Annotated in this window: 20 protein-coding genes and 1 riboswitch; of the genes, 12 read left to right on the top strand and 8 right to left on the bottom strand. The window is 71.4% G+C overall.

The genetic code is table 11. The annotated features are described in order from the left end of the window. Nucleotides 1-10: 10 nt before the first annotated feature. Nucleotides 11-1,093 (bottom strand): hypothetical protein, encoded by a 1,083-nt coding sequence (locus GA0070619_RS24465; RefSeq protein ID WP_231927145.1) that lies wholly within the window; start codon nucleotides 1,091-1,093, stop codon nucleotides 11-13. Between the two features lie 103 nt (nucleotides 1,094-1,196). On the opposite strand from GA0070619_RS24465, the gene GA0070619_RS24460 reads away from it, so the two are divergent. From GA0070619_RS24460 to GA0070619_RS24450, 3 genes are read left to right on the top strand one after another with little or no spacing between them, the layout of a single operon-like run. Then, nucleotides 1,197-1,802, top strand: a complete 606-nt coding sequence (locus GA0070619_RS24460) for a class I SAM-dependent methyltransferase (RefSeq protein WP_088950222.1) — start codon at nucleotides 1,197-1,199, stop codon at nucleotides 1,800-1,802. A 41-nt stretch (nucleotides 1,803-1,843) separates the two neighbouring features. After that, a complete protein-coding gene (locus tag GA0070619_RS24455) occupies nucleotides 1,844-3,523 on the top strand; it encodes an ABC-F family ATP-binding cassette domain-containing protein (protein ID WP_088950221.1) in 1,680 nt (559 codons plus the stop codon). A gap of 36 nt (nucleotides 3,524-3,559) precedes the next feature. Beyond that, complete coding sequence (locus GA0070619_RS24450) at nucleotides 3,560-4,522, top strand: aldo/keto reductase (protein ID WP_172862110.1); 963 nt, start codon at nucleotides 3,560-3,562, stop codon at nucleotides 4,520-4,522. Between the two features lie 98 nt (nucleotides 4,523-4,620). Here GA0070619_RS24450 and GA0070619_RS24445 read toward each other — a convergent pair whose 3' ends face one another. Together GA0070619_RS24445 and GA0070619_RS24440 are read right to left on the bottom strand one after the other, a co-directional pair. Then, nucleotides 4,621-5,163, bottom strand: a complete 543-nt coding sequence (locus tag GA0070619_RS24445; protein WP_231927144.1) for a hypothetical protein — start codon at nucleotides 5,161-5,163, stop codon at nucleotides 4,621-4,623. Nucleotides 5,164-5,228: 65 nt separating this feature from the next. Then, complete coding sequence (locus tag GA0070619_RS24440) at nucleotides 5,229-11,060, bottom strand: ThuA domain-containing protein (RefSeq protein WP_088950219.1); 5,832 nt, start codon at nucleotides 11,058-11,060, stop codon at nucleotides 5,229-5,231. A gap of 291 nt (nucleotides 11,061-11,351) precedes the next feature. Further along, nucleotides 11,352-11,461: riboswitch (TPP riboswitch) on the top strand. Between GA0070619_RS24440 and thiE the strand changes: the two genes are divergently transcribed. The 7 genes from thiE (at nucleotide 11,456) to thiC (ending at nucleotide 17,386) form a co-directional block, all read left to right on the top strand. Next, complete coding sequence (thiE, locus tag GA0070619_RS24435; protein WP_088952023.1) at nucleotides 11,456-12,082, top strand: thiamine phosphate synthase; 627 nt, start codon at nucleotides 11,456-11,458, stop codon at nucleotides 12,080-12,082. It overlaps the preceding riboswitch by 6 nt. Next, complete coding sequence (gene thiO / locus GA0070619_RS24430) at nucleotides 12,076-13,287, top strand: glycine oxidase ThiO (protein ID WP_088950218.1); 1,212 nt, start codon at nucleotides 12,076-12,078, stop codon at nucleotides 13,285-13,287. Before thiE ends, thiO begins: the two co-directional genes overlap by 7 nt. Beyond that, nucleotides 13,278-13,478 carry a sulfur carrier protein ThiS gene (thiS, locus tag GA0070619_RS24425; RefSeq protein ID WP_088950217.1) on the top strand — a complete coding sequence of 67 codons (201 nt, stop codon included), beginning with the start codon at nucleotides 13,278-13,280 and terminating at the stop codon, nucleotides 13,476-13,478. Before thiO ends, thiS begins: the two co-directional genes overlap by 10 nt. Continuing rightward, the gene (locus tag GA0070619_RS24420; protein WP_088950216.1) at nucleotides 13,475-14,254 is read left to right on the top strand and encodes a thiazole synthase; all 780 of its coding nucleotides are present in this window, start codon (nucleotides 13,475-13,477) and stop codon (nucleotides 14,252-14,254) included. The genes thiS and GA0070619_RS24420 overlap by 4 nt, the downstream gene beginning before the upstream one ends. After that, nucleotides 14,251-14,994: a thiamine phosphate synthase gene (locus tag GA0070619_RS24415; RefSeq protein ID WP_088950215.1), complete on the top strand. Its 744-nt coding sequence runs from the start codon at nucleotides 14,251-14,253 to the stop codon at nucleotides 14,992-14,994. Before GA0070619_RS24420 ends, GA0070619_RS24415 begins: the two co-directional genes overlap by 4 nt. Next, entirely contained in the window at nucleotides 14,991-15,776 is a 786-nt protein-coding gene (gene thiD / locus GA0070619_RS24410; protein ID WP_088950214.1) for a bifunctional hydroxymethylpyrimidine kinase/phosphomethylpyrimidine kinase, read from the top strand. The genes GA0070619_RS24415 and thiD overlap by 4 nt, the downstream gene beginning before the upstream one ends. Nucleotides 15,777-15,793: 17 nt before the next feature. Next, nucleotides 15,794-17,386, top strand: coding sequence for a phosphomethylpyrimidine synthase ThiC (gene thiC / locus GA0070619_RS24405; RefSeq protein WP_088950213.1), 1,593 nt, complete (start codon nucleotides 15,794-15,796; stop codon nucleotides 17,384-17,386). Between the two features lie 162 nt (nucleotides 17,387-17,548). On the opposite strand, the gene GA0070619_RS24400 is transcribed toward thiC, so the two are convergent. From GA0070619_RS24400 to GA0070619_RS24385, 4 genes are all read right to left on the bottom strand, one after another. Continuing rightward, on the bottom strand, nucleotides 17,549-20,560 hold the full coding sequence (locus GA0070619_RS24400) for a hypothetical protein (protein WP_157744078.1): 3,012 nt from the start codon (nucleotides 20,558-20,560) through the stop codon (nucleotides 17,549-17,551). Nucleotides 20,561-20,637: 77 nt separating this feature from the next. Continuing rightward, nucleotides 20,638-20,946 (bottom strand): cupin domain-containing protein, encoded by a 309-nt coding sequence (locus GA0070619_RS24395; protein WP_007465195.1) that lies wholly within the window; start codon nucleotides 20,944-20,946, stop codon nucleotides 20,638-20,640. Beyond that, on the bottom strand, nucleotides 20,943-21,893 hold the full coding sequence (locus tag GA0070619_RS24390; RefSeq protein ID WP_088950211.1) for an LLM class F420-dependent oxidoreductase: 951 nt from the start codon (nucleotides 21,891-21,893) through the stop codon (nucleotides 20,943-20,945). The genes GA0070619_RS24395 and GA0070619_RS24390 overlap by 4 nt, the downstream gene beginning before the upstream one ends. A 2-nt stretch (nucleotides 21,894-21,895) precedes the next feature. Continuing rightward, nucleotides 21,896-22,681: an ABC transporter ATP-binding protein gene (locus tag GA0070619_RS24385; RefSeq protein WP_088950210.1), complete on the bottom strand. Its 786-nt coding sequence runs from the start codon at nucleotides 22,679-22,681 to the stop codon at nucleotides 21,896-21,898. 271 nt (nucleotides 22,682-22,952) lie between these two features. On the opposite strand from GA0070619_RS24385, the gene GA0070619_RS24380 reads away from it, so the two are divergent. Both GA0070619_RS24380 and GA0070619_RS24375 read left to right on the top strand, forming a co-directional pair. Beyond that, the gene (locus tag GA0070619_RS24380) at nucleotides 22,953-23,984 is read left to right on the top strand and encodes an ABC transporter substrate-binding protein (protein ID WP_088952022.1); all 1,032 of its coding nucleotides are present in this window, start codon (nucleotides 22,953-22,955) and stop codon (nucleotides 23,982-23,984) included. 101 nt (nucleotides 23,985-24,085) lie between these two features. Next, nucleotides 24,086-24,943 carry an ABC transporter permease gene (locus GA0070619_RS24375; RefSeq protein WP_172862109.1) on the top strand — a complete coding sequence of 286 codons (858 nt, stop codon included), beginning with the start codon at nucleotides 24,086-24,088 and terminating at the stop codon, nucleotides 24,941-24,943. An 87-nt stretch (nucleotides 24,944-25,030) separates the two neighbouring features. Here GA0070619_RS24375 and GA0070619_RS24370 read toward each other — a convergent pair whose 3' ends face one another. Then, on the bottom strand, nucleotides 25,031-26,209 hold the full coding sequence (locus GA0070619_RS24370; RefSeq protein WP_088950209.1) for an ABC transporter substrate-binding protein: 1,179 nt from the start codon (nucleotides 26,207-26,209) through the stop codon (nucleotides 25,031-25,033). Between the last annotated feature and the right edge of the window lie 402 nt (nucleotides 26,210-26,611).

Raw genomic sequence — 26,611 nt, 5'->3', positions numbered from 1 at the left:
GGCGTGCCGGTCAGTTGCCCGGCAGTTCGCCGTCGTCGGTGCTGCCACCCTGGGTTCCGCTGCTGCCGGTCGGCGCCGCCGTCGGCTGTCCGGCGCTGCCACCGTCGGCCCGCTGTTGCAACACCCCCCGGCTGAGGTGCAGCTCGATCATGTCGAACAGGATCTCGCCGACCTTGGCGTCTCCCGCCTTGATCGCCGAGCCGTCCTTCTGGACCACCAGCGCGTACGCCAGGTAGTGGCCCCGGACCTGCCAGCCCACCCGCGCCGGGGCGCTGGCCAGCACGTCGGTGCCGTCGCCCTCGCCGGCGGTGAGGCCACGGAACCGGCCCTGCCGTTCGTCGAGCAGCGGCCGGATCCGGTCCCGGGCCCGTTCCGCACTGACCTTGTCGGTGAGGTTGAACAGGCCGGCGGTGACCAGGTGGTCCCCGTCGGGTGTCCGCAGCGTGGCCCGGACGATCTGGTTGCAGCCGAGTCGGACCAGCAGGTCGGCGACCTCGCCGGTGGCGGCGACGGCACAGCTGGCGCTGGACTGGGTCTTGACGACCTCGTAGCTCGGCTGGCCGTCGTTGAGCTTCAACTCCTTGCCGGCGAAGAGTTCCTTGGCGGTGAGCGGGGCCTGGTCGGTGTCCCGGGAGTCCAGGGTGAGCCGTTGCGCCGCGGCGGACGTCGGGGCGGCGTTCGGCTGGAACGTCGGGGTGGCCTGCGGTTGCTGGTCGCGGTTGTCGAGCAGCGCGGCGGCGCCCAGGCCGCAGAGGGCGAGCAGCACCAGGACGGCTGCGCCGCCGATCAGCACCTGCCACAGTCGGCCGCCGCCGCGTCGGGCTGATGGCTCGATCGGCGACGCGGAGCTGTAGACGTGGCCGCGGGGCGTGGCGGGCGGCGTCTCGGCACGAGCCGGCCGTGGCGGTGGTGGCGGGGGTGGCGACGACGACGGCAGCGAGAGCTGGTTCGCTCGCGGCAGCGACGGCGTGGGGAAGCGCGACGGAGAGGGCCCGGCGGGCGGGGGCGGACCGGCGCCGAGCACCGACAGGTCGGACCCGGGCTCCGGGTACTCCTCGAAAGCGTCCTCATCGGACTCGTACCGATACACCATGTCGCCCAGAGTAAGAGCCATTGTCCCTTTTGGGGATAATATCCAGGAAATGTGTGCGTAGGCCGTGTCATGGCCGGCCCGGGCCGGTGCGAGAATTGCCGGCGTGACCGGCGACCACTACTTCACCGCGCAGCCTGCCAGCGACGCCCCGGCGCGCGAGATCGAGTTCTCCGTCGCCGACCGCGACTACCGGCTCGCCTCGGCCGGCGGGGTCTTCTCCGCCAGCCGGCTCGACCCGGGCACGGCGGTCCTGCTGCGCAAGGCCGAGCTGCCCGCAGCCGACACCAGCGGCGACCTGCTCGACCTGGGCTGCGGGTTCGGGCCGATCAGCTGCGTGCTGGCCGACCTCGCGCCCGCGAGCACCGTCTGGGCCGTCGACGTCAACGCCCGGGCCCGCGAGCTGACCGCCGCCAACGCGGTCCGGATCGGCGCCGGCGACCGGGTCCGGGTCAGCGCGCCGGACGACGTGCCGGCCGACGTCTCGTTCGCCCAGATCTGGTCCAACCCTCCCATTCGGATCGGTAAGGACGGGCTGCACGACCTGCTGCTGCGGTGGCTGCCCCGCCTCGCGCCGGACGGTGTCGGCTGGCTGGTCGTCGCCCGGCACCTCGGCGGCGACTCGCTGCAACGCTGGCTCACCGAGCAGAGCTGGCAGGTGGAGCGGCACGCCAGCCAGAAGGGCTTCCGGGTGCTGCGAGTCACCCGGTAATTGGATATACCCTCCGCCCCTCGCTGGGGCAGGATCCCCGCGTGGGATACGTGGACGTGGCAGGGGTCGGGCACATCCTGCCCGACGGTCGGGAACTCTTCGCCGACGTGTCGTTCCGGGTCGGGGAGGGCGCCAAGGTCGCCCTGGTCGGCCCGAACGGCGCGGGGAAGACGACGCTGCTGCGAATGGTCGCCGGTGACCTGCCGGTGCGGAGCGGTGTCGTCGCGCGCGCCGGTGGGCTGGGCGTCATGCGCCAGTTCATCGGCATGATCGGGGACGAGTCGACGCTCGCCGACCTCGCCCTGTCGCTGGCCCCGCCCGCGCTGCGCGACGCCGGCCGCCGGCTCGGCGAGACCGAGACAGCCATGCGGACGGCCGAGGCCCACGGCAAGTTCAGCAACGCCGCGGGCAAGGCCCAGTTGGCGTACGCCGACGCGCTCGGCGCCTGGGGCGAGGCCGGCGGGTACGACGCCGAGGTGCTCTTCGACACCGTCGCGACAATCGTGCTCGGCCTGCCCTGGGACACCGTGCGGGACCGGCCGGTGCGCACCCTCTCCGGTGGCCAGCAGAAGCGCTTCGCGTTGGAGCTGCTGCTGCGCGGCCCGGACGAGGTGCTGCTGCTCGACGAGCCGGACAACTTCCTCGACGTGCCCGGCAAACGCTGGTTGGAGGCGCGACTGCGCGAGTCGACCAAGTCGGTGCTCTACGTGTCGCACGACCGCGAGCTGCTGGCCCAGAGCGCCGACCGGGTGGTCGCCGTCGAGGGTGGCAGCGCCTGGGTGCACCCGGGTGGCTTCGCCAGCTGGCACTCCGCCCGGGTGGCCCGGCACGCCCGCCTCGACGAGCTGCGTCGTCGCTGGGACGAGGAACACCAGAAGCTGCGCGAGCTGATGCTGATGTACAAGCAGAAGGCCGCGTACAACGACGGGTTGGCCTCGCGCTACCAGGCCGCGCAGACCAGGCTGCGCAAGTTCGAGGAGGCCGGGCCGCCGCCCGTACCCCCGAAGGACCAGGACATCCGGATGCGGCTGAGCGGCGGGCGGACCGGCAAGCGCGCTGTCATCTGCGAGCGGCTTGAGCTCGACGGCCTGACCTTCCCCTTCGATCTGGAGATCTGGTACGGCGACCGGGTGGCGGTGCTCGGTGCCAACGGCAGCGGCAAGTCGCACTTCCTGCGGTTGCTGGCCCGGGGCGGCACCGACCCCGACCCGGCGAACGGGCCGGTCGACGGGGCGGGCGCGCTCGCCCCGGTGGCGCACGACGGCACGGCCCGCCTCGGTGCCCGGGTCCGACCCGGTCACTTCTCCCAAACCCATGACCGGCCGGAGCTGATGTCGAAGACCCTGGTCGAGGTCCTCTGGCGGGGTGACGAGCATCGCACCGGGATGGACCGGCACGCCGCGATGGGGGTGCTCAGCCGCTACGAGTTGGCCGCGCAGGGCGACCAGCGCTTCGGCACGCTCTCCGGCGGGCAGCAGGCCCGGTTCCTGGTGCTGCTGCTGGAGCTGTCCGGGGCGACCCTGCTGCTGCTCGACGAACCCACCGACAACCTCGACCTGGCCAGCGCGGAGGCACTGGAGGCGGGTCTGAACGCGTTCGACGGGACGGTGATCGCGGTCACCCACGACCGTTGGTTCACCCGCTCGTTCGATCGGTTTGTGCTGTTCCGGGGCGACAACGAGGTGGTCGAGACTCCGGAGCCAGTCTGGGACGTGGGCTGAGCGGTCCCCGGGCCCGCCGCGTCCGGCGGGCATAGGGTGGATCTCGTGACTGAGATGACCTATCGCCGGTTGGGCGACTCCGGGCTCGTGGTGTCCGTGGTCGGCATCGGCTGCAACAACTTTGGCCGCAAGCTCGACCTCGACGGCACGCGCGCGGTGGTGGACGCCGCCCTGGACGCCGGGATCAACCTCTTCGACACCGCCGACATCTATGGCGAACCGCAGGGCGGCTCCGAGGAGCTGCTCGGGCAGGCGCTCAAGGGGCGCCGGGACGACGTGGTGGTGGCCACCAAGTTCGGCATGGACATGAACGGCCTGAACGGGCCGGACTTCGGTGCCCGGGGTTCGCGGCGCTACATCGCCCGTGCCGTGGAGGCGTCGCTGCGCCGGCTCGGCACCGACCACATCGACCTCTACCAGATGCACGAGCCCGACCCGGGCACCCCGATCGACGAGACCCTCGCCGCCCTGGACGACCTGGTCCGCGACGGCAAGGTGCGTTACCTGGGCAACTCCAACTTCGCCGGCTGGCAGATCGCCGACGCGGACTGGGTCGCGTCGTCCAACGGTCGGGCCCGCTTCATCAGCGCCCAGAACCACTACAGCCTGCTGGAGCGCTCGGTGGAGACCGAGGTCATCCCGGCCTGCGAGCGGTTCGGCCTTGGCATGCTGCCGTTCTTCCCGCTCGCCAACGGGCTGCTCACCGGTAAGTACAAGCGCTCGGGTCAGCCGCCGGCCGGCAGCCGGCTCTCCGGCGGTGGCCGGTACGCGGAGCGGCTCGCCGCAGCCGACTGGGACACCATCGAGGCGATCGAGGCGTACGCGGCCGAGCGGGGTCTGAGCATGCTCCAGGTGGCGATCGGTGGGCTGGCCGCCCAGCCGGCGGTGACCTCGGTGATCGCCGGTGCCACCACGCCCGAGCAGGTGGTGGCCAACGCCGCCGCCGGCACCTGGGAACCCAGCGACGAGGATCTGACGGCGCTGCGCGCCATCCTCTGAGCGAGGCGGGCGCCCGCCGGCGCGTGATCCACTCGCGTTCCTTGAAGTCGGGGCGTCCTGCGGTCCGGGAAGCCCCGACTTCAAGGATGTCGAGTCGATCAGTCGTTCTGCGTACCGGTGCGGCGGCGGCCGAAGAGCATGGCCACCCCCATCGCCGCGGCGACGAGCACGAGGCCGGCCGCCGCGAACGGCCACCAGCCGGCACCCGCCCCGGCGGTTCGGTCCGGCGCGGTCACCGCGACCGGCGCGGGCACCGGTGGGGACTGCGCCACCCGGGCCTGCACCGTGGCGGTGGCCTCGCTCTGCAACGGAGCGGGGGACTTGACCGTGACCTTCCACTTGCCGGCGGAGAGCACCGGGCCGCTGCTGTAGAAGCCCTGCCCCTCGGGCTGTGGCTCCAGTTGCACCGGCCCGACCTTCTGCCCGTCCGGGCCGGTGGCGGTGAGGACCAACCGCACCACCTGGTCCAGCCGGCGGCCGTCGGCGTAGACGGCCTGGATGGTGACCCCCTCAGCCCCGTCACCGGCCACCGTCAGTTTGAGCTTGTCGGCCTGAGCGGCCGCCGGGGCAGCGGAGAACAGGGTCAGGGCCAGCCCGACGAGAACGGCGGCCAACACCTTGCGGATACCCGTCACGGACATCTCCTCACTACCTACGAGGGAGGCCCCTCCCCGACGTCGTGACGTCGGGGAGGGGCCTCGTCGGATCAGAGCTGGCGACCGGGTGCGAGCCGGGTGGCATCCTCACCCAGGCGTCCGGTGCCCTTGATCGGAGCGCCGTCGTTCGCCTTCACCCCGGCCTTGCTGGCCGCGCCGCCGAGCCGGACGATCATGGCGTCGGCGTCCCGGATCAGGACGTCCCGGATCTCCGCCTCGGCCACCAGTGTGGCGTCGGCGGCCAGCGTACGGAAGGCGGTCAACTGCTTGATCGCCTTGTTGTCGTTGCCGGCCGCCTCGGCCTGACGGGCCGCGTCCAGCTTCGCCGTCAACTGCTTGTGCGCCTTGGCCGAGAGTCGACCCGTCGCCTTGAACCGGTCCAGCAGGCCCTGCATGTCCCGGAACGAGGTGGTGACGAAGAACCGGACCGCAGAGGTGGTCTGGTTGCCCGCCTTGTCGGTCGCGGTCACGGTCAGCTCGTGCAGGCCGAGCGGCAGCTCGTACATGGCCTGCAGAGTGCCGCTGGCGTACGCCCTGCCGTCCAACTGGCCGACCACGGACGCGATGCCCGAGGTCGGGTCGACGGCCTGCCAGGACACCCGAACGTCCTGGCTGTCACCGTAGAGCTGGCCATCGGCGATCCCGGACACCAGCAGCGTCGGCTTCGTGCCGTCGATGCGCAGCACCGCCGACTTGAGCGTCTCGGCGTTGCCCGCCTTGTCGGTCGAGCGGAACAGCAGCTCGTGCTGGCCGTCACCGGTCACCTCGACCGGCGTCGTGTACGGCGTCCAGGTGCCACCGTCCAGGGACCACTCCACCGTCTTGACGCCGGAACCGGCGTCGGTCGAGGCCAGCACGACCGGGATCGTCCCGTTGTGCCAGCCGGCGTCGTTCGCCGGAGCGAACGTCGCCGTGGTGACCGGCGCGGTGGTGTCGATCTTGACCGAGACGGTCTTCGTCGACTCCACGTTGCCCGCCTGGTCGGTCGAGCGGAACCGCAGCTCGTGCTCGCCGTCCCCGCTGACCGCCACCGGAGCGGTGTAGGCCGTCCAGGTGGTGGCACCGTCCAACTGGTACTCGGTGCTGGCGAGCCCGCTACCGCCGGCCTCGTCGGCGGCGGTGAGGGTCACCGTCACCGGCCCCGTGTACCACCCCTCGGTCGGGGTGCCGGACACCGTCGCTGTGGTGACCGGCGCGGTCTCGTCGGCGACCTTCGTGCTCAACCGGAAGTAGTCGAACACGGCGGTCTTCGAGGCGGTCTGGTTGGCGCCGAGGGTGAACAACCCAACCTTCGGGGTGGCACCCACCGCGCTGTTCGTCAGCGCCTCCAACGCGGTCCAGGTCGTCCCGTCGGCCGAGTACGACGCGGTGAACGTGTCACCGGTGCGGGCCAGCCGCAGGTGCCACACCGCCGAGGTGAGGCTGGCCGCCTCCGGCTGCGGGTTCTGCACCGTCCCGGCGATCTCGCTGCGGAACTCGATCCGCCGCGTCACCGCCTGGCCGGCCTGGTTGTCCGCGATGAAGTCCAACTTCAGGTAGTTGTCGTCGTCGGCCTGCACGAGCAGACCGGCCTGCTGGTACTGCTCGTTCAGCAGACTGCCGTCGACCTTCGTCTCCAGGGTCCAGTCGCCGGACGGCGCGGTCTGGAGGATGAAGTTCTTCGGCCCGGTGTTGTCGGTGCCGTAGATGTCGCCGTTGGGCACGTCGATCCGCAGCGCGCCACCGGTGACCCGGTAACCGTTCGGGTCCTCCCGTGTGATGGCGTCCCAGCGGCACTTGTCCAACGTGGAACCGGTGAACTCGTCCGACGGGTCGACCGGGCCGGCCGGGGCGTCCGGCGTGACCTGGAACGAGTCGAACGCGGCGTCGACCACGGGCGCCTCGGTGCCTCCGTTGAGCGCGAAGACCCCGATCCGCGGGTTGGTGATGCCGGCGAGCGCTGCCGACTGGCCGACCGGGGTGAAGGTCTGCCCGTCGCCCGAGGCGGCGGCGGTCAGGTTCGTCCCGTCGCTGGTGATCCGCAGGTACACGGTGTCACCCGCCGGCGCGGCGGCACTGTCGGCGGCCTCGTTGCGAGGCGTACCGGCCGTCTCCCGGATGAACTCCACCCGCCGGCTGCCGTTGTACAGCAGGTCCAGCTTGGCGTAGTTGTCGTCGTCGCCGTACACCAGCACGCCAGCCTGCTGGTAGTTGGCCGTCACCGGCAGCGTGACCTTGGTGGTCATCTCCCAGGCGCCGGTCGGAGCCGCCTGTAGCACCAGGTTGGTGGCGTCGTTGCGCGCGCCGTAGAGGTCACCCACCCCGGTGGGCAGCCGCAGCGCGCCGCCGCTGAGCGAGTAGAGCTGGTTCTCCCGGACCACGCTGGTCCAGCGCTCCTTGTCGAGGCTGTTGCCGTTGAAGTCGTCCGAACGCGCCCCGAAGCAGGACGTGTCCGGAGCGTCGACCCGCACCGGCACCGTGGCGTACGACCTGGCGCCCTTGCTGTCGGTCACCGTGAGGGTGGCCGTGAAGGTGCCCGCGTTGGTGTAGGTGTGGCTGGCGTCCACTGTGGTCGCCGAGCCTCCGTCACCGAAGTCCCAGGCGTACGTCAGCGGGGTGTCGCCCTCGGCGTCGGTGGCCGTGCCGTCGAACTCGACGGTGACCGGCACGGTGCCGGTGGCCGGGGTCGCGGTGGCGGTGACCACCGGCGGCGCGTTCTCGGTGACGCCGCGGCCGATGAAGTCCATCCAGTTGACGTTGAACAGCGAGCCCGTCCCGCCGTTCGGGTCGCGGGCCACGAAGTACAGCGAGCCGCTCGCGGCACCGGTCACCGGCGCGCTCACGTCTGTGTACGTCTGCCACGCGCCGGTCGTCGGAACGGTGGCCGTGGCCACGATCGGTCCGTCGACGGCGCCCGCGTGGACCTCGATCCGACCGCCGGCGGCTGCCGAGGCGGCCCGGAACCGGATCTCGGTGATGTTGGTCAGGTCCGCCGGAGCGACCGACCACCAGTCACCGTCCTCGATGAACGCGATGCTCTGGCCACCACCGGCGGTGTCGGCGCCGGCCTCTCGTTGCACGCCGGCGTCTCCGCCGCCGGTGCTCACCGGGGCGCGCCCGGTGGCGGTGAAGTACTCGGCCTGCTTCTGCTTGGGCTGCAGGATCTCGATGTCCCGACCGGTGAGCGGGCCGGACCCGCCGGCGCCACCCTCGTCGGTGTAGGTGGCCTCGAAGACAGCGAACACGTTCGCCTCGGCGCCGTGCCCGGAGGCGAGCGACGTCTGGACGGTGCCGGTGCAGCCGGTGTGCTGCTCCAGCGGGTGGGCGTGCTCGTCGTGACCCAGCAGCACCTGGAGCTGCACCTTGTCGCAGTCGACCTGCCCGTCCTCGGGGTCGGTCACCTTGACGGAGTAGCGGACCTGGTTACCCCAGTTGAAGAAGCCACCGTCCGGCGGGAACTCGATGGTCACCGTCGGCGCGGTGTTGCCCACGGTGATCGGCACGTTGGCCACCGCGGTACGGCCCTTCGGGTTGGTGACGGTGAGCTGGGCGGTGTAGCTGCCGGCCGTCGCGTACGTGTGCGTCGGGTTGGCCTCGGTCGAGGTCTGCCCGTCGCCGAAGGTCCACGAGTAGGTGAGCGCGCCGCCGTCCGGGTCCCGGGAGCCGGCGCTGGAGAAGGTGACAGTCAGCGGCGCCGGGCCCGAGGTCGGGTTGGCGGACGCCGCGGCGATCGGTGCGCGGTCACCGGCGGTGTAGTCGATCCGGTAGATGCCGGAGTCGTCGTTGTTGCCGCCGAACCCGGTGCCCCACTCGATCAGATAGAGCGCGCCGTCCGGACCGAACTCGAAGTCCATCGGCCGGACCATCTTCATGCCGGTGAGCAGCTGATTGATGTCCACCAACGACTTGCCGTCGGGGGTCACCTGCATGGTGTACATCTTGTTCTGGTTCCACTCGCCGAGCAGAGCCTTGCCGTCGTAGTACGCCGGCCACTTGCGGTTGGAGTTGAGGTCCGCGTCGTAGCGGTAGGCCGGGCCGCCCATCGGGGCGCCACCGCCGCCGATCTCCGGGTAGCGCGCGTCACCGGCGTAGCCGTAGTCGACGGTGGCCGGGACGACCGGCGGGAGGTTGGTCAGGCCCGTGTTGTTGGGCGAGTTGTTCACCGGTGCGGCGCAGTCGAACTTCGGGCCGCTCGGGCCGGACGGGAACGTGTAGTCGTTGTACGCCTCGTTCGTCCCGGTGCAGTACGGCCAGCCGTAGTTGCCGGGGGTCACGACGTTCCACTCGACCAGGCCCCGGGGGCCCCGGTCCGGGTTGTTCGCGTTGGCGTCCGGCCCGTAGTCCCCGACGTACAGGGTGTCGGTCTTCGGGTCGGTGCCGATCCGGAACGGGTTGCGGAAGCCCATCGCGTAGATCTCGGGGCGGGTCTTCTCGGTGCCCGGCGCGAAGAGGTTGCCCGTCGGGACGGTGTACGTGCCGTCGTCCTCCGGGTGGATCCGGATCACCTTGCCGCGCAGGTCGTTGGTGTTGGCCGAGGTGCGCTGCGAGTCGTAGTCCTGGCGGCCCGGCCGCTCGTCGAGCGGCGAGTACGCGCTCGACTCGAACGGGTTGGTGTTGTCACCGGTGGCCAGGTAGAGGTTGCCGGCGCTGTCGAAGGCCATGCTGCCGCCAGCGTGGCAGCAGGTGTTGCGCTGGGTGTCGACCCGCAGCACCTGCTTCTCGCTGGCAGGGTCGATGGTGTCGCCGGTGACCGTGAAGCGGGACAGCAGGTTGCGGGTGACCCCGTCGTTCGGGGCGTAGTAGAGATACACCCACTTGTTGGTGGCGAAGTCCGGGTCGAGCCGGATGCCGATCAGGCCGTCCTCGTTGCCGGTGAAGACGTCCAGGTCGACGGCGGTGACGGTGCTGCCGGTGTCCGGCTTGACGATCTGCACGCGACCGTCGCGCTCGATGTAGAAGACCCGCCCGTCTCCGGCGATGTCCAGCTCCATCGGGTTGCTCGTGTTGCTGTCCAGCGCGACCTTCTCGAAGTTCGAGGTCTTCGAGGCGCCGCAGTCGGCGTTCTCGACACCGGCCGCGGTCCGGATGCCGCCGAGCAGGTGGGACAGGAACTCGGGCTCGGCGTACGACTCCCGGGTGTGGCCCGCCCCGGTGTACCAGGATCGGCCGCCGTCGAAGTCCTGACACCAGGCGATCGGGTGGTCGGCGCCCATGGCACCGGCGCCTGCCGTGTAGCTCTTCTCGTCCAGGCTGGCGAGCACGTGCACGTCCGGCCGGGGATTGGTCTGGTAGTTGTACCACTCGTCGAACCGGGACCATCGGTCCGGCAGCCCGGTCGTGGACGGGTGGGCGTGGTCCTCCACCTTGACCGTGGCCTGCTGGTTCTGCGGGTGGTTGGCGAAGTACGCGCCGACCAGGTCGCCGTACCAGGCCCAGCTGTACTCGGTGTCCGATGCGGCGTGGATGCCGACGTAGCCGCCGCCCGCCTTCACGTAGCGCTCGAACGCCGCCTGCTGCTCGGCGTCGAGCACGTCACCGGTGGTGGAGAGCCAGATCACCGCCTTGTACTTCGCGAGGTTGGCGTCGTTGAATGCGGAGCCGTCCTCGGAGTTGTCCACTGTGAATCCGTTGGCCACACCGAGCTGTTGGATGGCAGCGATGCCGGTGGGGATGGAGTCGTGCCGGAAGCCGGCGGTCTTGGAGAAGACGAGGACGGAGAAGGGATCGGCCGCGGCCTTTGGCGCCTTCGGCACCACCTGGCTGACCGGGGCTGCGGCTTTCGCATCCCGTGGGGGGACCTGGGCGGCCGCCTGGGCGGGCGCGCCGAACAGGGTGGTCGAGGCCATGGCCAGGGAGATCAGGGTTGCGGTGATGGGTACGCGGGCACGACGAGAACGGGACACGCCGCCTCCTATGTCGTAGTGACAGGGATCGCGGGAGCCGGCTCGCCGAAGACCCTCCCAGATGGAGCCGGTGGTGACACCGCGTCACGGTGCCCCCGCCAACATTTTGTCGAATCGCTGAACAAATTAATTCGGCTGGCTCAATGTCCGGCAAGATGCCGGCAGGTAACGGTTCTGCAACGGGGGGCGACATTCCGAATAGGACCGGGATGAAGCGCCCAACCTAATCCGCCATTCCGGCCCGTCGACACCCGCCTTGGCAGACCGGCGGATCTGTCGTACGGTGACACGCAAGTAACCCACGGGAGCCCGGTGTACCGGGCTGAGAGGGGGGCTGACAGCCCCCGACCGTCGAACCTGATCCGGATAATGCCGGCGCAGGGAGGAGCGTTGCCGTGCCGTCCCTGGGGCGACTGCATCTGATCACCGACACCCGACCCGGGCGAGACCCGCTCACCGTGGTCCGGGCCGCCCTCGCGGTGGCCCGAGCCGACCTGGTGGTGCAGGTCCGGGTCGAGGATTCCGCCACCGACCGCGAGGCGTACGAGCTGGCCCAGCGGGTGCTGGCGCTCTGCGTGCCGTACGGGGCGACCTGCCTGGTCAACGATCGGCTGCACGTGGCGCTGGCGGTCGGTGCCGCCGGTGGGCACGTCGGGGCCGACGACCTGCCGGTCGCCGCCGCCCGTCGGGTGCTCGGCCCGGCCGGCGTGCTGGGCGCCACCGCCCGCGCGCCGGGAACAGCGACCGCGGCGGTCGCGGCGGGAGCCAGCTACCTGGGCGTCGGGCCTTGCCACGCCACCAGCACCAAGTCCGGCCTGCCGGACCCCATCGGGCCCGTGGGCGTACGTGCCGTCGTCGACGCCGTCGACGTGCCGGTCATCGCGATCGGCGGCGTGACCGCCGAGCGGGTGCCGGAGCTGCGGGCCGCCGGGGCGTACGGGGTGGCGGTCGTCGGGGCGGTCTCCGCTGCCGCCGACCCGGGGCGGGCGACCGCCGAGCTGATCGAGGCCCTGGCGTGCTGACCGGCCGGTCGGAGTCAGCGCGATCGAGTGACCGGGGCCGGCCGGACGTCGCGGTGGTGGGGGCGGGGCCGATCGGGCTGGCGATCGCCTGGCGCTGCGCCGCCCGGGGGCTGCGCGTGGTGGTGCACGATCCGGAGCCCGGCTCGGGGGCGTCGGCGGTGGCCGCCGGCATGCTCTCGCCGGTCGCCGAGGCGTACTTCGGTGAGTGGCAGCTGACCGGGCTGCTGCTGGCGTCCGCCGCCCGCTGGCCGGCGTTCGCCGCCGAGCTGACCGCGGCGAGCGGCACCGGGATCGGCTACCGGACCGAGGGCACCCTGATGGTCGGGCTGACCGGCGACGACCTGGCCGAGGCGCGCCGACTCTGGGCGTACCAGCAGGGGTTGGGCCTGCCGGTGACCCCACTGCGCCCCAGCGAGCTGCGCGACCGCGAGCCGGCGCTCGCACCACGGCTGCGCGGCGGCGCGCTCGCGCCCACCGACCACCAGGTCGACCCCCGGCGGCTGGTGCCGGCGCTGCGCACGGCCGCCCAGCGGGCCGGCGCGGTGCTCGTGCCGCAGGCGGTCGCGCACCTGTCTGATGTGGACGCTGCGGTCACGGTGGTCGCCGCCGGCTGTGGGGCAGCCGCCCTCACCGGCCTGCCCGTCCGGCCGGTGAAGGGCCAGATCCTCCGGCTCCGCGCGCCCGACGGCGTCGCGCCGGGCTTCCGGCACGTGATCCGGGGGTACGCCGACGGCGAACCCGTCTACCTGGTGCCCCGCGCCGACGGCGAGGTCGTGCTCGGCGCGACGGTCGAGGAACGGGCGGACACCACTGTCACCGCCGGTGCGGTGCAGCGCCTGCTCCGCGCCGGAGTCGACCTGCTGCCCGAGCTGGCCGAGTACGACCTGGTCGAGGCGGTCGCCGGGCTGCGCCCGGGCACGCCGGACAACGCACCGATCCTCGGGCCGCTGCCCGACCGGCCGGACGTGCTGGCCGCCACCGGGCACCACCGGCACGGCATCGTGCTCACCCCGATCACCGCCGACCTGATCACCGAGCTGGTGCTCGACGGCGTGCCCCACCCGCTGCTCGCGCCCTTCGGACCCGAACGGTTCGTCGGTGCCGGCTCGGCCGGTCGCACACCGGCCGCGACGGGTGGCGGCCTCGGTGGCCTCCGCGGCCGGCGAGGAACTGAACCGACGATGGAGGGGGACCTGTGGAGTTGACGGTGAACGGGGCCGGACGCAGCGTCCCCGGCGGCGCGTCGGTGGCCGACCTGGTGCGCGACGTCGTGCCCGAACAGCGGGGGGTGGCGGTCGCGGTCAACGGCGAGGTCGTGCCCCGGGCCGGCTGGCCGGCCACTGTGCTGCGTGACGGCGACCGGGTCGAGGTCCTCACCGCGGCGCAGGGCGGGTGAGCGGCGTGACGTTCGAGCTGGGTGGGGAGACGTTCACCTCGCGGTTGATCCTCGGCACCGGCGGCGCCGCGAACCTGCACGTGCTGGAACAGGCGATCCGGGCGTCCGGCACCGAGCTGGTCACGCTGGCGCTGCGCCGGGTGGGCACCGCGCCGGGCTCCACCGGTGGGCTGCTGGAGCTGCTGGACCGGTGCGGGGTGCGACTGCTGCCGAACACCGCCGGCTGCCACACCGCGACCGAGGCGGTGAAGGTGGCCCGGCTGGCCCGGGACGCGTTCGACACCGACTGGGTCAAGCTGGAGGTGATCGGCGACGAGCGGACGCTACTGCCCGACGGGGTGGAACTGCTCCGCGCCGCCGAGGAGCTGGTGGCCGACGGCTTCACCGTCCTGCCGTACACCAGCGACGATCCGGTGCTCGCCCGCCGGCTCGCCGACGTGGGCTGCGCCGCGGTGATGCCGGCCGGTTCCCCGATCGGCTCGGGGCTCGGCATCGGCAACCCCCACCACATCCGGCTCATCCGGCAGGGGGTGGACGTGCCGGTGATCCTCGACGCGGGCATCGGCACCGCCTCCGACGCGGCCCTGGCCATGGAGCTGGGCTGCGACGCGGTGCTGCTGGCCAGCGCCGTGACCCGGGCCGAGGACCCGGTGGCGATGGCGACCGCGATGCGGTACGCGGTCGAGGCGGGCCGGCTGGCGGCAGGCGCCGGCCGGATCGCCCGACGCTTCCACGCGCTGCCCTCCACACCCGACGAGGGAAGACCCGACCTGTGACGCCGCCGTCCGGTGTTGTCCTGTTGACCGACCGGCTCGTCGCGCGGGGCGGGCTCGACCGGGTCGTGGCGGGAGCCGTGGCCGGGGGAGTGCGCTGGGTGGTGCTGCGGGAGAAGGACCTGCCCCGCCCCGAGCGCACCGCCCTAGCCGTCGAGCTGCGCGCGATCCTCGCCGACGTCGGCGGAACTCTCGTCGTGGCCGGCCCCGACCCGCTCGGCGGCGCCGCCGTGCACCTGCCCGCCGCCGGCCCGTACCCGCCGCCGACCCACAGCCTGGTCGGCCGCTCCTGCCACAACGAAGCCGAGATGAACCGCCTGACCACCGAGCACTACGCGACCGTCTCCCCGGTCTGGCCCACGAAGACAAAACCGGGCTACGGCCCACCCCTGGGACCGGCCGGCCTGCGAAAACTGATCAGGACCAGCAACGTGCCGGTCCTGGCGCTGGGCGGAGTCGAATCCCCGGAACAGGTAACCGCCTGCGTGAAGGCGGGAGCCACCGGAGTAGCCGTACTGGGCGCACTCATGCGAGCAAAAGACCCCACCCAAACAGCCGCAACCCTGACCAGAGCCTTCCAAGAGGCGGTCACCCCTGTGCTGACCCAAACCCGGCGCGGGGTCACCCAGGTCTCCACGTCAGGGCTGCGGCCGACCGTGCCCACGCAGGGATCAAGCCTGACCGCCCGGAGTGGGCACGGTCGGCCGCAGCCCCCAACCGCAACCAAAGGCCAGGGAAAATGACCCCGCGAACACTGCTGACAATCGCAGGCTCAGACTCCGGCGGCGGCGCGGGCATCCAGGCCGACCTGAAGGTCTTCGCCGCGCTGGGCGCGTACGGCACCAGCGTCATCACGGCGGTCACCGCACAGAACACCCGAGGCGTCGACGCCGTCCTGCCGTTGCCTCCGCGCACGGTCACCGAGCAGTTGGACAGCGTGCTCGCCGACTTCACCGTCTCGGCGGTCAAGACGGGAATGCTCGGCACCCCGGCGGTCGCCGACGTGGTGGCGCAGGCCGCACGTGCCGGCCGGCTGCCCCAACTCGTCGTCGACCCGGTGCTCGTCGCCACGAGCGGCCACCGGCTCGGCGTGGTGGGCGCGGTCGAGCGGCTGCTCCCGTACGCCACTGTGGCGACGCCGAACTGCGCGGAGGCCGCGGCCATCACCGGACGCCCGGTGGACGACGTGGCCGGGATGGTCGTGGCCGCCGAGGCGCTCGCGGCCGGCGGCCCCGACCACGTCGTGGTCACCGGGGGTGATCTGGACGGCGGCGAGGCGGTCGACGTGCTGCACGGCGACGGTGTCACCACGCTGCTGCGCGCCCCCCGGGTGACGACCCGGCACACCCACGGGACCGGGTGTTCGTTCTCGGCGGCGATCGCCGTGCGGCTCGCGCTGGGTGATCCGGTGCCGGCGGCGGTGGGTGCCGCCAAGGAGTACGTGCTCCGGGCGCTGACCGGCGCACGGGGTTGGGAGCTGGGCGCGGGGCGCGGACCGCTGAACCACTTCGGCTGGTCCGCTTGATCACCAGGGAGGCTGTCATGCACGCACGAGGCAAGGTGTACGTGGAGGGTTCGCGACCGGACGTCCGGGTGCCGTTCGCGGAGGTGGGGCTGACCGGGGATCTTCCGCCGGTGCGGCTCTACGACACGTCCGGCCCCGGGTCGGACCCGGAGGTCGGGTTGCCGCCGCTGCGGGGACCGTGGATCGCCGAGCGTGGTGACGTGGCGCCGGTACGGGGTGCGGGCACGCCACTCGCCGGGGTGGACGGTCGCCGGCCCACGCAACTCGCGTACGCGCGGGCGGGTGTGGTGACGCCGGAGATGGAGTTCGTGGCGATCCGGGAAAACGTCGACCCGGAACTCGTACGGGCCGAGATCGCCGCCGGCCGGGCGGTGCTGCCGCTCAACGTGAACCATCCGGAGTGTGAGCCGGCGATCATCGGTAAGGCGTTCCTGGTCAAGGTGAACGCCAACATCGGCACCTCGGCGGTCAGCTCGTCGGTCGCTGAGGAGGTGGAGAAGCTCACCTGGGCCACCCGTTGGGGCGCGGACACCGTGATGGACCTGTCCACCGGGAAGCGGATCCACGAGACCCGCGAGGCGATCGTGCGGAACTCCCCGGTGCCGATCGGGACGGTGCCGATCTACCAGGCGTTGGAGAAGGTCGGCGGTGACCCGGTGAAGCTGAGCTGGGAGGTGTTCCGGGACACCGTGATCGAGCAGGCCGAGCAGGGCGTGGACTACATGACGGTGCACGCCGGGGTGCTGCTGCCGTACGTGCCGCTGGCCGTGGACCGGGTCACCGGGATCGTCTCCCGGGGCGGCTCGATCATGGCGGCCTGGTGCCTGGCGCACCACGAGGAGAACTTCCTCTACACCAACTTCGCGGAGCTGTGCGCGCTGCTCGCCAAGTACGACGTGACGTTCTCCCTCGGCGACGGGCTGCGCCCCGGCTCGATCGCGGACGCCAACGACGAGGCGCAGTTCGCCGAGCTGCGCACCCTCGGCGAGCTGACGACTGTCGCCTGGGAGTACGACGTCCAGGTGATGATCGAGGGCCCGGGCCACGTGCCGATGCACAAGATCAAGGAGAACGTGGACCTCCAGCAGGAGTGGTGCCACGAGGCGCCCTTCTACACGCTCGGTCCGCTGACCACCGACATCGCGCCGGCGTACGACCACATCACCTCGGCGATCGGCGCCGCGATGATCGGCATGTTCGGCACCGCGATGCTCTGCTACGTGACTCCGAAGGAGCACCTCGGCCTGCCGGACCGGGACGACGTGAAGGCGGGCGTGATCGCGTACAAGATCGCCGCGCACGCGGCCGACCTGGCCAAGGGCCACCCTGGCGCGCAGGAGTGGGACGACGCCCTGTCGAAGGCGCGGTTCGAGTTCCGCTGGGAGGACCAGTTCAACCTCTCGCTGGACCCGGAGACCGCTCGGTCGTACCACGACGCGACCCTGCCCGCCGAGCCGGCGAAGACGGCGCACTTCTGCTCGATGTGCGGCCCGAAGTTCTGCTCCATGAAGATCACCCAGGAGCTGAAGGAGTACGCGGCCCGCGGCATGAAGGACAAGTCGGAGGAGTTCGTCTCCGGCGGCAGCCGGGTGTATCTGCCGCTGGCCTGAACCGGCGCGGTGCGCGCTCTTGGGTGATCGGGTCGGGGTGATCGACTCGGGTTCACTGATGTCGCGGTGTCCGAGCCGGTGGGACAGGCCGACATCAGTGAACCCGAGTGGATCAAGCAGGTAGGCAGGTCGATCGGCGTTCCGACGTGCCCGCGGGTGGGGTCACTCGCGGTGGTGCCGACCGGTGGAGCGCAGCGACCGGCGACCGTTGTCCTGCTCCGGCTCGTTGTCCGACACCGGCTTGCTCAGCCCGGCGACCCAGTCGACGAACTCCTCGTCCTTTGCAGGCAGCGGCTCCACGTTGTCTGCCGCCTGCTGGCTCTCCTCGTCGGCCCGGGACCGGTTGCGGCGGAAGAGGCCACCGAGCCGTCCTCGGCGGGAAGGCTGCTCGGCAACCTTGCCCGGCTTCGACGCGGCCGGTGTGGCGTCGGTGCTCGCCGTCTCGTCGGTGCCGGCGTCGGTGCCTGTGCCAGCGTCGGAGGACGTGCCGGCTGCGCCCGGCACGACCGGTGCGTCCGGCCGGCTCGGGCTTTCAAGGTGGGCGGCTGTCTCGCCGGTCGCGGCCGCGCTGGTCGGCGTAGTCCGATCCGCCGAACTGTCCGCTGCCTCCGCCTGTCCGGCGCGCCGGGTGGTGTCGAAGGCGTTCCAGGAGCTGGCCCGGCTCAGGTCCGGCAACGGCGCCCGGTGCCGGGGCCTCGGCGTCGGCCCGGTCGCCTTGTCCGACCCGGTCGGCGTCTCCGATGTCGCTGGCCCCGGTGCGGAGGTCTGCGGCGGCACCGTCCAGGCCGCGCTGACCGGCCAGGCCGAAGGTGCTGGTGTCCACCGGTCGGCGTCCGGGTCACCGGCGGCAGTGCTCCCGAACAACCCGGTGCCGGGACCGTCCTCGGTGGCGGCCGGCTCGTCGTCGGCTTCGCCCGCCAGCTGGGTTGCGGATGCGCTGGCCGGGTCGGCGGTTTTCGCCTTCGGGCTGGTTGCGGTGGTCGGGGTGCGCGGCGGGTTGGCGGCGTCGGCCTTCGAGCTGGTTGCGGCGGCCTCGCTGCGCGGCAGGTCGGCTGCCCCCGCCACTGCGCTACTCGCGGCCGGGGCGCGGGGAGGCTTGGTCGCTTCCACCTTCGGGTCGGCTGCTTCCGCCTTCGGGCGGGGTGCTTCCGCCTTCGGCACGGGCGCCTCGGCCGGGACGCGGGACGACTGGGCTGCTGCTGCCGCCGTCGGGTCGGCTGCTTCCGTTCCGGCGGTTGCGGCCCGGGTGCGGGGCGGCTTGACCGCCTCGGCCTTGGCGCCGGCCGGTGTCGCCGTCGAACCGCTTGCGGCGGTCGGGGCGGCTGCTGTCGCGCCGCTTGTGGTCGGGACCACCGCCGTCGCGCCGCTCGTGGTGGTCAGGGCGGTTTCGGTGGTCGGATCGGCGTCGGTGCCCGGGCTCTGCTCGCTCGGAACGGGAGCGGCGGTGACCGTGCCAGAACCGGTGCTGTCGGCGGACCTGCCCGCCCGGGTGACCTTCCTGGTGCGGCCGGTGGCCGCCTCGTCGGCGGTATCCGACTCGGATGGCGCGGCGTCATCGACCGGGTCAGAGATCGCGGCACCCGGGCTGACCTTCGGCTTACGGACCCGGCGCGGCTTGCTCGGCACCGCCGCATCACCCGTACCGGCGTCGGCCGCGCTTGCGCTGGTCGTGCCGGTGCTGGCCGCGCCCGGGCTGGCCGCGCCCTTACTGGCCGCTTCGGTGGCGGTCGTGCCCGCACTGGCCATGCCGGTGCTGGTGGTTCCGGTGCTTGCCGTTCCCGCACCAGGCGCGCCCGTGGCGGTCGTGAGCGTGTTTGTTGCGCTGTCGGTCGGGGCGCTGGCATGGCCGACTGTCGGGGTGGCGGCATCGGCGCGGCCGGCCTTGGCGCTGGCCGGGGTGGCGTCGGTGGGGCTGCTGACGCTGGTCGCGGCTGAGCGCTCGCTCTCGACCGGGGAAGTGACATCGTCCGGGATCGACCGGCGCGTCTGCGCTCCGGCGGTGAACTCGCCGGTCGGATCGGTCAGCCAGGCTGCGGGTTTCGCCGCAACGGCGGGGGTCGGGCCATCCTGGCCGCCCGTGGTGGACGCCGGCCAGTCCCAGTGGGCCGGGGCGGTGCGTACGCCATCGGAGCCGGCTGCGGCCCTCGGGCCTGCGACGACACCACCGGCGGGCTTGGTGTCGGCGGGCAGCTCCGCGTCGGTGCGTTCGGTGGTGTCCGGGTCGTTAGTCGAGTTCGCCGACGCGGTGCCCGGCAGGGCCGGGCCGGGGGGCAGTGGGCGCAGGATGTCGGACGGCTCGATCGCCTGCGAATCCGCGCTGCGAGCGCCGGTCGGCCAGCGCAGTAGCGCTGCGGCCGCCGCGCCGAGCGCACCGGCGAGGATCGCGATCAACGAGCCGTAATAGGGAGTGGCCTGGTAGCGATCCACGGCGTCACCCGGGCCGGCGGTCAGGTACGCGAATGCCACCAGCACCGGACCGGCGACCCCGGTGGCCCCGCTGATCAGGGGTGCCTGGCCCCGCCAGCGAGCCAGCGCGGCGGTCGCCACGCCGGCCAGCAGCGCCACGATGGGCAGCAGGAGCAGCGACAGCCGTTGCGCGGCGTCGTCGGCCAGCCAGCTCGGCTCCAGGACGCCGAGCCGCACGGTCGGCATCGGGCCGGTCGTGCCGAGCGACGGCAGGACCGAGATCAGCGCCAGCAGCCAGACCGCGCCGGCCACCGCGGCCATGTTCCAGCCCAGCTCGGGCCGGAGCAGAACGGCGATCGCCGCGCCCGCCCCGATGACGGCACCGAGTACGGCGCAGATGCCCACCGCCCAAACCGGGTCGACGGAGATCAACTCGGCGGCGCGGGCGGGCTGCATGCAGAGGGGAGCGATGACGGTGGCACCGAGCGCCGCCGCGCCACCGATCGCCAGCTGGCGGCCGGTGCTGACCGCCGGTGCGTCGCGGCGAGCGAGGCGTCCGGTCAGGACGGCGCCGACGACGGCGGCGTTCGCGGCGAACCAGCCCACCCAGACGAGCTGGGTGGGCCACTGGTTGACGGTCGTACCGGTGAAGGCGCCGGTCAGCCGGACGATGCCGAAACCGTACGCGACGCCGAGCTGGCCGGCTCCGGCCAGCACGCTCACCCCGAGCGCCGTGAGCAGCAGTCTGCCCCAGGTCCGAAAGGCCATGTCGGGCACGTTACGCACCCGGTACACCGAATCGCCACCGGCACGCCGCGCGACGCGCAGGCCCGCGCTCGGCGGGTCTACTTGAGTTCGACCAGCCGAGCCAGGTAAGTCGTGTCTCCGACATTGGTGAGCATATGTACCGCGCCCGGATCACGGTAGACCACGCCGCCGGTGGGCTCGTCGGCGTCGATCCGGGTGCCGTCGATGGTCTGCACGACGTTCTTCGCGCCCTCGATCGCCACCACGAGGTAGGGGTGGTCGTGCCGGTGCAGCGGCTGCCGCTCGCCGGGTTCGAGGCGGATGTGCCAGACCCGGACCCGGTCGTTCTCGTACACGATCTCCTGGCCCACCGGCCCGAGTTCGGTCCCGTCGATCACGTCGGTCATCGTTCTCCGTCCAGTTGGGGGAGCACCTCGGCGGCGATCAGTTCGAGGTGGTCGAGGTCATTGAAGTCGATCAGACGCAGGTGGACCCGGGTGGCGCCGGCTGCGGCGAACTCGCCGATCCGCTGCGCGAGCTGCGCGGGTGAGCCGACCACCGGGTCCTCCGGCGGCAGCGCGCTCTTCTCGTGCAGGGGTGCGGCCCGCCGCTGGGCTTCGGCGTCGGTCCGGCCGATGGCCACGACGATCCCGGCGGAGAGCACCAGCGGGTCGCGCCCGGACTCCGCCCGCCCGGTGCGCTCGCACGCCTCAAGCACCCGGTCGTACGCCTTGGCGGTGTCCGCCACGGACTTGAACGGCATGTTGAACTCGGCGGCGTACCGGGCGGCCAGCTCGGGGGTGCGCTTGGGACCGCGACCGCCAACGATGATCGGGGGCCCGGGCACCTGCACCGGCTTGGGCAGGGCGGGCGCGTCCACGAGCCGGTAGTGGTCGCCGGTGAAGCTGTAGGTCTCGCCGGACGGGGTGCTCCACAGCCCGGTGATGACCTCAAGCTGCTCGGCCAGCCGGTCGAAGCGCTCGCCGACCGGCGGGAACGGGATGCCGTACGAGGTGTGCTCGCGCTCGTACCAGCCGGCGCCGATGCCCAGGTCGACCCGGCCGCCGCTCATCTGGTCGACCTGCGCGACCATCACCGCGAGCGGGCCGGGCAGGCGGAAGGTGGCCGACGTCACCAGGGTGCCGAGCCGGATCCGCTCGGTCTCCCGGGCCAGCGCGGCGAGGGTCAGCCAGGCGTCCGTGGGGCCGGGGAGGCCCGGGTCGGCGCCCATCGACTGGTAGTGGTCGGCTCGGAGGAAGCCTTCGTACCCGCAGGCCTCGACCAGCCGCGCGAACCGGAGTTGGGTGTCGTAGGTGGCGCCCCGGTTGGGTTCGGTGAAGACCGACACCCGCATGCTCATCGTCCTTCCGTGCTGGCCGTGGCCGGTTCGTCGCGTTCCATCAACAGCTCGTGCAGGTCGGCGCTGACTCGCGCGACGTCAGCCAGGTGGGCGTTGCGGCCGAGGGTGCGGGGCCGGGGGATGTCGACGTCGAGCACCTTGCGGATCCGGCCGGGGCGGGGGCTCAGCACGACCACCCGGTCGGCGAGCAGCACCGCCTCGTCGATGGAGTGGGTGACGAAGACGATGGTCGGCTTGTTCTCCATGTGCACCCGCTGGAGTTCGCCGGAGAGTTCCTCGCGGGTGAGCGCGTCCAGCGCGGAGAACGGCTCGTCCATCAGCATCACGCGGGGCTCACCGATCAGCGACCGGCACAGCGAGACCCGCTGCTGCATGCCGCCGGAGAGTTCGTGCGGCAGCCGCTTCTCGAACCCGGCCAATCCGGCCACGTCGAGCAGTCGCCGGGCCCGCTCGCGGTGCTTGGCGCGGCTCCAGCCGAAGATCTCCACCGGCAGGAGGACGTTGTCCAGCACGGTGCGCCAGGGCAGCAGCGCCGGCTTCTGGAACAGCATGGCGATGTCCTGGCGAGGGCGGGTGATCGGCGTACCGGCCACGGTGATCTCGCCAGCGGTCAGCGGGAGCAGCCCGGCGATCAGCCGCAGCAGGGTGGACTTGCCGCAGCCGGAGCGGCCGAGCACGGCGACGAACTCACCCTCGGCGACGTCGAGGTCGATGCCGCGCAGCGCCTCCACCCGGCCGGATCGGCCATCGAAGGTACGGGACACCCCGGACAGTCGGATCATCTCCGGCGCACCTCCGCTGAGTGGACGGTCAGGAATCCGACAAAGGCTAGCGGGCGTGTCTACGTATCGCACCGTCCGGGGTGGTCGTCAGGTTGTTTCCGTTCCGCAACCCGATATGCCTGGCGTCGCAACTGTGGGTTTCTCGTACGCTGTGCCCGCGAAGAGTCCCCTCACGACGGCGGTGCCCGGCTTCCACCCCGACCGCCGGCCCGTCACGACAACCCCCTCCGGTGGCCCGTCGGCCCCGGTAGGAAAGGACATGGTGCTACTGATGAGAAGGCTGACCCGTACGGTCGCTACGGCCGCGCTGGCCACTGCCCTCGCTCTCGTTTCCGCCTGCAGCAGCGGGTCGGACTCGTCAGACGACGCCAAGGGCGGCAACGGTGGTTCGCTGGAGAAGGTGACCTACCTCACCTCTTTCGGTAACTTCGGCCGTGACTCCTACGCCTGGGTGGCAAAGGAGAAGGGCTTCTTCAAGGACGCCGGTTTCGACGTCGAGATCAAGCCCGGTCAGGGCACCGGTGGTGTGATCCAGACCATCGTCGGTGGCCAGGCCCAGTTCGGCCCGATCGACCTCACCGGCGGTCTGCTCCAGGTCGGCAACGGCCAGGCGAAGGACTTCACCGTGGTGGCCGCGATCCAGCAGCGCACCATGGCCGGCATCGCCACCGTCGAGGGCAAGAACATCGCCTCCCCGAAGGACCTGGAGGGCAAGAAGCTCGCCGACACCCCCGGGTCCGTGGTCCGCAACCTGTTCCCGACGTACGCCCGGCTCGCCGGTGTTGACGAGAAAAAGGTGACCTGGGTCAACGGTGAGGCGCAGAACCTGATCAGCACGCTGGCCACCGGCCAGGTGGACGGCATCGGCCAGTTCGTCGTCGGTCAGCCGACGATCGAGGCGGTGGCCAAGAAGAAGGCCGTCATGCTGCCGTACAGCAACGTGATGCAGGACCTCTACGGCAACGTGCTGATCACCTCCTCCAAGATCGCCAAGGAGAAGCCCGAGATGGTGAAGAAGTTCACCGCGGCGCTGCTCAAGGGCCTGGAGTACAGCCTGGCCAACTCCAAGGAGGCCGGCGAGATCCTGAAGAAGAACGTGGAGGCCTCCAACCCGGTCGCCGCCGCCGCCGAGCTTGAGCTGATGGCCGCGTACGTGCGCTCCGGCAACACCGGCACCGCGATCGGCACCCTGGACAGCGGTCGGGTCGCCAAGAGCATCGCCATCCTGCAGGGCGCTGGCGCGCTGAAGCAGAACATCACCCCCGAGCAGATCATCGACTTCAGCCTCGCGCCGAAGGCCTGATCGTCCGGTCGTCACCAGGGGGTACGTTCCGCCGACTCCGGTGGGACGTACCCCCGTCGCTCGTCGGCCCCCCGGGGGCCGAGGATTTCGAGGAGGACAAGATGACCGACGTCCGGTCAGCGGATCCGGCGGTGGCGCCATCCCCACCCCCGGGCGCCGGCCCCGAGGCGGGGCGCGCGGGTCGAGGTGCCAGCCTCCGGGCCGGGGCCGGGGCGGCGCTGCCCGCGGCCGGCCTCCTGGTCGCCCTGGCGGCGTGGTGGCTGATCGCCCGGTTGGAGCTGGTCCACCCCGCGGCTCTGCCACCGCCCGGTGGTGTGCTCGCCGCGTTCGTCGACAAGCCCGCCCAGATGCTGGAGCACACCTGGGACACCCTGCTGGAGATCCTGATCGGCTTCGCGCTCTCGGCGGTGGCCGGTGTCCTGATCGGACTCTCCCTGGCCAGCTCCCGCACGGTGGAGCGGATGTTCACCCCGCTGCTGGTCGCGGTGAACGCGGTGCCGAAGATCACGCTGGGCCCGTTGTTGGTGGTGGCACTCGGCTGGGGTCAGAAGCCGATCCTGACCATGGTGTTCCTGCTCTGCTTCTTCCCGATCGTGCTCTCGACCGCGACCGGGCTCACCACCACGCCGGCTGACCTGGCCGAACTGGTGCGCTCCTGGAACGCCTCCCGCTGGCAGGCGTTCCGCAAGGTGCGCTTCCCGGCCGCGTTGCCGCAGATCTTCGTCGGGCTCAAGGTGGCCATGCCACTGGCCGCGATCGGCGCGGTGATCGGTGAGTTCCAGGCCGGCGAGAGTGGCCTCGGCTATGTGATCACGCAGTACGCCGGTATTGGCGACACCGCCACCGCGTGGGCGGCGATCATGTTGGTGGCGCTGGTGAGCATCCTGCTCTACTCGGCGCTCGTGCTGAGCGAACGGATCGCCCTGCCCTGGGTCCGCGAAACCACCAGCAGCCGCTGACCCGCCGCACGGTCAGCAACCGCAACGAAGAGGGCCGGCCTCCCCATCGGGAGGCCGGCCCTCTTCGTGCACGGTGGCCGGGAAGCGTTACCCCGCCAGGCGCCAGCGGCCGTTACGGGCCACCAACGTGGTGAGCGCCTGCGGCATCAGGCCGCTGTGGTTGTCCGGCGTCATTCGGATCGGGCCGGACAGGCCATCCATCTGGGACGTTTCGAGCACGTCCCGAAGGCCGTCGCGGTCCATCTTGCCGACCTCACCGCCGGCGCGCAGTTCCGCATCGGCGATCAACTGCATGGCGTCCGCGGCGAAGGACGACGACCCGTTGTAGCCGCCGAAACGTGCCGTGTAGTCCTGGAACCACTGTCGTCGCGCCGCCTTGGCCGGCGTCGTCGCGATCACGTCGTCGATCACCATGGTCTGGGTGAAGATCAGCGTGGCCCGCTCGGTGGCCCTGGCTGCCTCGCCGAGGAAGAGGTCACCGGCCGCGCCCGCGTCGAAGAACAGCGACCCGCGGAAGGTGGTCTGCGAAGCGCTGGTGGCCGCCAGCGTCGCCTGCTCCGGCGGCGTCCAGAAGACGAGCGCGTCGGGCTTGCCTGACGTCAGCTGCCGGACCTGCTGACTGACGTCGGTGTCGGTGGTCTTGACCTTCTGCTCGCGCAGCGTGATTTTGGCCTTGTCCAGCTCGCTCCTGAGTGCGGTCGCGCCCTCCCGGCCATAGTCGTCGTCGCTGACGAGCATCCCCACCTTGCGGAGGTTGTTGCGACGCAGTTCGGTGGTGAGTGCGGCGGCGCTGTCCACGGCGTTGGGGCCGAGCTTGAACACGTAGCGCCGCTCGGCGACCGGGCTGGCGATCGCGCCGGAAGCGGCGAGCGCAATGGTGGGAATCCGCTTCTCGTTGATGGTGCCGACCGCACCGACCGCGCATTCGTTACAGCCGCCCATGATGATGGCGCTGACTTGGGAATCGCTGCTGAAGTCGACGATGTTGCGAAGTGACTCGGCCGAGTCGGAACGGTTGTCCTTCACCTTCAGCTCGATCTTCCGGTTGTTCAGTGCTCCGGAGGAGTTCAACTGGTCCCTCTTGAGTTCCAGTGCGCGCTGGTATGCCCGCCCGACGGGGGCGGCGGCGCCGGAGAGTTCGAGGTCGGCAGCGATCACGATCGGACTCGTGTCCTGCTCCGCCCCGCCAAACTGGCAGCCGGTGAGCGTGGTGGCCACTACGGCCGATGCGAGCGCCGCGATGGTCGCGGAGCGGATGGGGCTCAACTCAGTCCTCCAGGTGCGGGCGCGGGCGCTGCCCGGTCACCGCCGCTAATCCGTCCTCAGTGGAGGACGGTATCTCCTCTGCCGTACGGTGTGCGCGAAGCCTGCAAAACCTTGCCAATGGCCGGCGCTGTGGTCAAGCGCGGACCCCGGCAGCATTTTCGGGACGGTCATCCCACATGCTGGGGTAACGCAATGTTTGCAAAAGCTCACTTTGCACACACGCGTGACCACTCTGGAGTTACATGCCCTGTTCAGGGGCTTGCGGAAATGAAGGTATCAGTTGCCCGGATCACGGGATGCGCTCCGTCCGACCGTTTCCTACCTCACTGCGGCTTCCCAAACCCGATCTTCTCTGATGAAATCGCGGCCGTGCCGCGCGTGGTCCCCTCCGCTTACGGCATG

It is taken from the genome of Micromonospora zamorensis, assembly GCF_900090275.1.
Taxonomy (GTDB): Bacteria; Actinomycetota; Actinomycetes; order Mycobacteriales; family Micromonosporaceae; genus Micromonospora; species Micromonospora zamorensis.
This window is presented reverse-complemented; position numbering and strand designations above follow the sequence as displayed.